General features: G+C 71.0%; 2 protein-coding genes. Both read left to right on the forward strand.

The annotated features are described in order from the left end of the window. Positions 1–1,357, forward strand: a 1,357-nt coding sequence (locus DW296_RS00955) for a beta-galactosidase (RefSeq protein WP_136050701.1), incomplete at its 5' end; no start/stop codon positions are given. 185 nt (positions 1,358–1,542) lie between these two features. Further along, positions 1,543–6,663 (forward strand): endo-alpha-N-acetylgalactosaminidase family protein (locus DW296_RS00960; protein ID WP_136050702.1); only part of this gene is annotated, 5,121 nt, incomplete at its 3' end.

Below are 6,663 nucleotides of genomic sequence, written 5' to 3' on the forward strand. Positions count from 1 at the left end.
CGCCTGGTACGACGCGCTGCTCCCGCGGCTCGTGCCCCTGCAGGCGGCGTACGGCGGGCCGATCGTGGCGATCCAGATCGAGAACGAGTACGGATCGTTCGGCAGCGACGCCGCCTACCTCGCCCACCTGCGTGACGGGCTCCGGCGACGGGGCATGGTGGAGATGCTGACGACGGCGGACGGGATCACCCCGGACATGATCGCGCACGGGAGCGTCCCGGGCGCGATGACGACGTTCACGTTCGGCACCGGGGTGCCGGTGGCGGCCTCCCTGCGTCGGCACGGGGAGGCGCTCATGTGCAGCGAGCTCTGGGGCGGCTGGTTCGATCACTGGGGCGAGCGGCACCACGTGCGCTCGGCGGACAGCATGGGCGGGACGATCCGCGAGCTCCTCGACGAGGGCGGCTCGGTCAGCCTCTACATGGCGCACGGGGGCACCAACTTCGGCCTGTGGAACGGCGCGAATCACGACCTCGTGTTGCAGCCCACGGTGACCAGCTACGACTCCGACGCCCCGATCGGCGAGGACGGCACGCTCGGGGAGAAGTTCCATGCGCTTCGCGCGCTCTTCGCCCCCTTCCACGCGGAGGAGCTGCCGCCGGTGCCCGACCAGCCGCGGCGGCAGCCTGCGTCCTCCGCGCCTCTGGAGCGGCGGGCGAGCCTGCTCGACGTGGTCCGGGCGACCCCTGCCGCGGGCGCCCACTCGCCGCGCCCGCTGACCTTCGAGCAGCTCGGGGCGGAGGACGGCGTCGTCGCCTATGAGGCCGACGTGTCGTTCCCCGACGAGGCGACACTGACCATCGACGGCCTGCACGATCGCGCGGTCGTCTTCCTCGACGACCGCCGCCTCGGTGTGCTCGAACGGGACGGCGAGACGTCTCTCGCTCTCCCCGTGGACGGAGGCTCCGGTCGGCTGACGCTCGTCGTCGAGAGCCTCGGACGCATCAACTACGGGCCGTACACCGGCGAGGGCAAGGGCATCATGCGCGGGGTGATGATCGGCCGCCGCCTCGTGAACGGCTGGACGCATCGCCTCCTGCCGCAGACGGTACCGGCAGTGGACGCCGCCGGGTCGGGCGGAAAGGACGGCCTCGCCGTCGCCGGGTTCGATATCGCTGAACCGCTGGACGCGTGGCTCGCCTTCCCCGGTGGCGGCAAGGGCATGGTGTGGCTGAACGGATTCCTGCTCGGACGTTACTGGAGCGTGGGTCCGCAGGAGACGCTCTACGCCCCCGCGCCGCTGTGGCGTGCCGGGCGCAACGAGATCGTGGTGCTCGACACCGACGGCCTCGGGGCGACGGTGGAGATCCGGGAGGCGCCGTCCTTCGGGGAGACCGAGGAGTTCATCGGCTCCTGAGCCGCACATGGGCCGCGGGTGATGACCTTCGGCCAATGTTTGCGCATACTTCGCGCTCGACTCTTGTCTTAAGCCACACCCTCGCTCTACGGTGATAGCGCAAACATCGGTTCCGATCGATGATCCACCTGCGGCGCATCGGGGCGTCCTTTCCTCCGGCCGTCGCACCGTTCGAGAGGCAAGACGTGTCGACATCTTCCCGACCGCCGCGCACCGCCGTCGCCATCAGCTCCCTGCTGGCGACGGCTCTCGCGCTCGGCGGAGCGCTCCTCCCCGCGACCGCTGCACAGGCCGCCGATCTCCTCCCCGTCCCGCAGACGGAGTACCGGTTGCACGCGGTGTCCAGCGAATCGGATCCGTATCCGGCGCCGCCCTCGCTCGACGGCACGGCTCTCGGCGCCTTCGACGGCGACTATGCGACGCAGTGGACGTCGCGGTACTCGTCCAACGCGCCCTTCCCGCACTGGATCGCCCTCGACCTGCAGCGGTCCCTCTCGGTGAAGGCGCTGGACTACTCGGTCAAGCGCGGGCAGAGCGTCGCGGCCAAGACCGTCGAGGTCTACGTCACGGACGACGCCGACGCTGCGCGGACGTCTCCCGCGGACGGGGGATGGGGCGCCGCCGTCGCGGCCGCGACACTGCACGCGCCCACCGCGAACGACGAGAAGCAGCGCATCACGCTGGAGACCGCGAAGGACGGCCGCTACGTCGCGCTGCTCGTCATCGACGCGCAGGGCACCACGGGCGGCGGCGCCGGTGAGATCCAGGTGCTCTCCGACGAGGAGCTCCCGCCGATCGTGACCGAGCCGGAGACGCCGGAGCAGCCGGAGACCGGGGACGCCGTCGAGATCGCCGCGGGCGGCACCACGGCCATCGTCTCCTCCGTGTTCCCGCAGATCCTCGGCTACCGCGTGGGCGATGACCGCCTCGGCGGGCAGAAGAGCTCCCCGCGCACCTGGGCGGTCAACGGCACCGCCTATGCGTCGACCACCACCTCCACGGCGACGGCGAGCGGCGTCGACTACGTCTCGACCCTGACCGGCATCGACGTCACGGTGCGCAGCAGCATCCGCGTCGCGGCGAACGGCACGGTGGAATTCGCCGTCACCGGAGTCGACGGCTCCGCTGCGGTGAACACCCTGGCGCTCCCCGACAACGCGTTCCTCTCCGCGACGGCCGCGGACGGCGCCGTCCTCGATCGCACCGTGATCAGCCCGAACAGCACCACGAACGCCGATGAGCACATCGCGGTGGGAGCGGCGACGGCCACCGGGACGAAGGGCGCGGCCTTCGCGTTCCTCGGCGACGGGACCCTCGCCGGCAGCGTGATCACGAACGCGACGACGCAGGCCTCCGGCGGCACCGCCTCGTGGAACACCCGGCTCACGACGCGGGTGACCGCGGCCGACGGCCGGACTGCCGAGATCGGCTCGAACACCTGGCTCATCCATCCGACCACCGCCGTCGACAGCCGGGTGACGACCTACGCCCTTCCGAAGGTCACGGTGCTCCTCACCGCCGACCGCAACGGCGACGAGACCGTGGACTGGCAGGACGCCGCGATCCGCTACCGCGAGGTCGACGCCCCGCGCCTCGGTGCCGACCGGGTGGCCGACCGCGTGGTCAGCCGCATCCCGTTCAACTTCGCCTCGAGCGCCACGAACTACTTCGACCTCGTACTCGACAACACCAAGCGCATCGCGAACCAGACCGACGGCCTCGGGCAGTGGGTGCTCAACAAGGGCTTCGGCAGCGAGGGACACGACTCCGCGAACACCGACTACGGCGGGAACTACAACGAGCGTGCGGGCGGCCTCGCCGACCTCAACCGCCTCGTCGACGAGGGGGCGAAGCTCAACGCCGACATGAGCGTGCACGTCAACGCCACGGAGATCTACCCGCAGGCGGACGCGTTCGACGCGGCGATCCTCGACGGCACACCGCCCTACAAGCCCGGGTGGAACTGGCTCGACCAGTCGTACTACATCAATCAGCAGACCGACCTCGGCACCGGACGCGTGCTCGACCGCTTCCAGCAGCTGCGGGACGAGGTGCCGGGGCTCAGCGGCGTCTACATCGACGTGTACTACTCCAACGGCTGGGTGGCCGAGGAGCTCGCGGACGAGCTGAACGCCATGGACCTCGAGGTCGCGACCGAGTGGGGCGACAAGTTCGTCGACAGCACGGTCTGGTCGCATTGGCCGAACGACCTCGCCTACGGCGGCAAGGACAACAAGGGCATCAACTCCACCATGGTGCGGTTCATCCAGAACGCGCAGGCGGACGTCTGGAACGACGACGTCCTGCTGGGCCAGCAGCGCCTCGTCGATGCCGAGGGCTGGGTGGGCAACCGCAACTGGGACGGCTTCATCGGCAACATCTGGTCGCAGAGCCTGCCGACGAAGTTCCTGCAGCACTTCGACCTGCAGACGTACGACGCGGGGGTCGAGGCGACGTTCACCGACGACGTGGCTGCCCGGATCGACGGCGGCACGCGGGTCGTCACGATGGACGGCGCGACCGTCCTCCGCGGCGACTCCTACCTGCTGCCGTGGCAGTCGCTGGAGTCGAGCGCCGAGTCGGGCTCGCCCGTCGACGCGGACAAGATGTACTTCTTCACGGCCTCCGGCGGCGAGAAGACCTTCGGCCTCACGGACGCCTTCCGCGGGAACACGACCTTCGACGTGTTCGCGCTCGGCGACCAGGGCCGCGAGAAGGTGCGCACCGTCACCGCGGTCGACGGCAAGCTGACGCTGTCCGGTGAGAAGGGGACGGCCTACGTCGTCGTGCCTCAGGGCGGAGCCCAGCGGGCGGCGATCGAGTACCGCGACGCGGGCCTGACCGATCCCGGGTTCAACTCGGGCGCGCTCAACGGCTGGAACCCCCGGGGCGACGTGACCATCGAGCGCACGGACCTCGGCGCGGCGAAGAACGCCTCGCGGGGCGACAACATCGCGGTGTTCGGCTCATCCCCCTCCGCGATCTCGCAGACCGTCACCGGCCTCACCCCCGGGAAGCGCTACGCGTTCTCCGCGCAGGTGCAGATCGATCCGACGGCGACGCGCGACGTGAGCGTCGCGGTCGACACCGGGGGCGGCGTCGTGAGCCGCACCTGGAACCTGTCCCCGACGTACAACTACATGCGCGCCGACTCCAAGGCCGGACAGCACTACCAGCGCGGGTCGGTGTCGTTCGTCGCCCCGGCCTCCGGCGAGGTGACGGTCTCGGTCTCGGCGGTCGCCGGCGACGCGACGGTGCGCATCGACAACGCCAGGGTGATGGCGGATACGACGGCCCCCGCCGCGTCCGGCACCGTGTACTCGAACGACTTCGAGGGCAATCAGCCCGGGTGGGGCCCGTTCGTGAAGGGCGACGCCAACGGCATCGACGACCCCCGCACGAGCATCTCGCGGCGGCACGACCCGTACACGACGAGCGACTGGCGCAACACGGCCAAGCCGTTCGACAGCGGAGCCCTCGCGGGCCTGGCGGTGGACTCCACCCTCACGGGTGAGCACTCGCTGATGTCCCACTCCGAGAACTCCGGCGTCGTCTACCGGACCGATCCCACGCTGGTGCCGCTGCAGGCCGGGCATACCTACCGCATCGGGTTCGACTACCAGGCCGGCGCGAGCGGGGCCTACCGCTGGCTGACCGGCACCGACGCCGTGCTCGACGGGGAGATCTCCTCGACGACCCTGCGTCGCACCCCCGTCGTGCAGGCCCTGGAGACCACGGCGTTCCAGGAGGACGTGATCGTGGGGTGCGGCGACTACACGTGGGTCGGTCTGGAGCGCGTCGGCGGCCCGGACGTCGACTTCGTCCTCGACGACTTCACGGTCACCGACCTCGGTCCGACGGAGGGTGGCACGCCGTGCGCCACGGTCTCCGGCGAGGCCGTGACCCTGAGCCCCGGGGCGCAGACCCCGTTCACCACGACCTTCACCAACAGCGAGGACATCCTGGCGGAGAACGTCGGCGTGCAGCTCGACCTCCCGGAGGGCTACACCGTCGAGGTCGCAGACGGGTCGTCGAACCTGTTCGCGAAGGTCGCCCCCGGCGAGAGCGTGACGACGGACTGGCTGCTGACGGCACCGGCGTCGGCCGCGGGTTCCGCCGTCAGCATCGGTATCGCGGCCACCTATCTCGTCGACTGCGACGTGCGGACCGTGCAGACCGCGCAGGAGGCGGCTGTGGCCTCCCGTGCCCGCATCCCGAACGCGCAGATCACCGCGACCGCGAGCTCCGAGGAGACCGCGGGTGAGGACGGCACGGCGGCGAACATGCTCGACGGCAACGCCGGGACGTTCTGGCACAGCCGCTGGAGCAGCGACGCCCCCGGGTATCCGCACGTGCTCACGTTCGACCTCGGTTCCGCGGAGACGGTCGACGGCATCTCCTACCTGCGGCGCGGCGCGAACCAGAACGGCCCCATCAAAGGCTTCCAGGTCGCGGTCTCCACCGACGGACAGTCCTTCACCGACGTGGCGGCGGGTGAGTGGAAGAACATCGCGGAGTGGCAGGACGTCGACTTCGCCGCGACCACCGCGCGATACGTGCGGGTGACGGCGACCTCGTCGATCTCGGGCACGCCGTTCGCGGCCGTGGCGGAGATGGCGGTGTACGGCACCAGCGCCCCGCAGGCCGGGCACGCCCCGGAGACGCGACCCGAGGACGACCTCGGGGCCTGCGCTCCGGAGACCGATCCGGCCCTGACGCTCGGCGCCGATTCCGTGCGTGCGGGGGAGACGGTCGAGGCCGTGCTCTCGGGCTTCGCGCCCGGCGCCGCCGTCTCGTTCTGGCTGGACGGCGTGCGGCTCGCGGACGCGACGGTCGATGCGCGCGGCGCCCTGACCACTCGCGTGCTCATCCCCGCGGATGCGACGGTCGGGAAGCACCGCTTCCTCGTCAAGGACGCCTCCGGCGCGGAGGTGGCCGGCGCCGCCCTCACGGTCAAGAAGGCGAAGCCGGCGAAGAAAGCGGTCCTCACCCCGTCGGTCGGCACCGCGGCGGCAGGCGACTCCGTCCGCGTGCAGCTCCGCGGCTTCGACCCCGAGGCGGTCGTGCAGCTCTGGCTCCACTCGGAGCCGGTCCGCGTGGGCGAGGTGACGATCGCCGCGGACGGCAGCGCGGTCGCGACCGTCCTCATCCCGGCGGCCACGCCCGCGGGTGCCCATGCGCTCGTCGCGACGGACACCGAGGGCGCCGAGCTCGCTCGTGCGGATCTCGCGGTCACCGCGGCCGCGACGTCTGCTTCGGAGGCGTGCTGCTCCTCGCGGCGAACACCGCCTTCAACGGCTTCCCCC

Source organism: Microbacterium sp. K36 (assembly GCF_004794355.1).
GTDB classification, from domain to species: Bacteria; Actinomycetota; Actinomycetes; order Actinomycetales; family Microbacteriaceae; genus Microbacterium; species Microbacterium paraoxydans_D.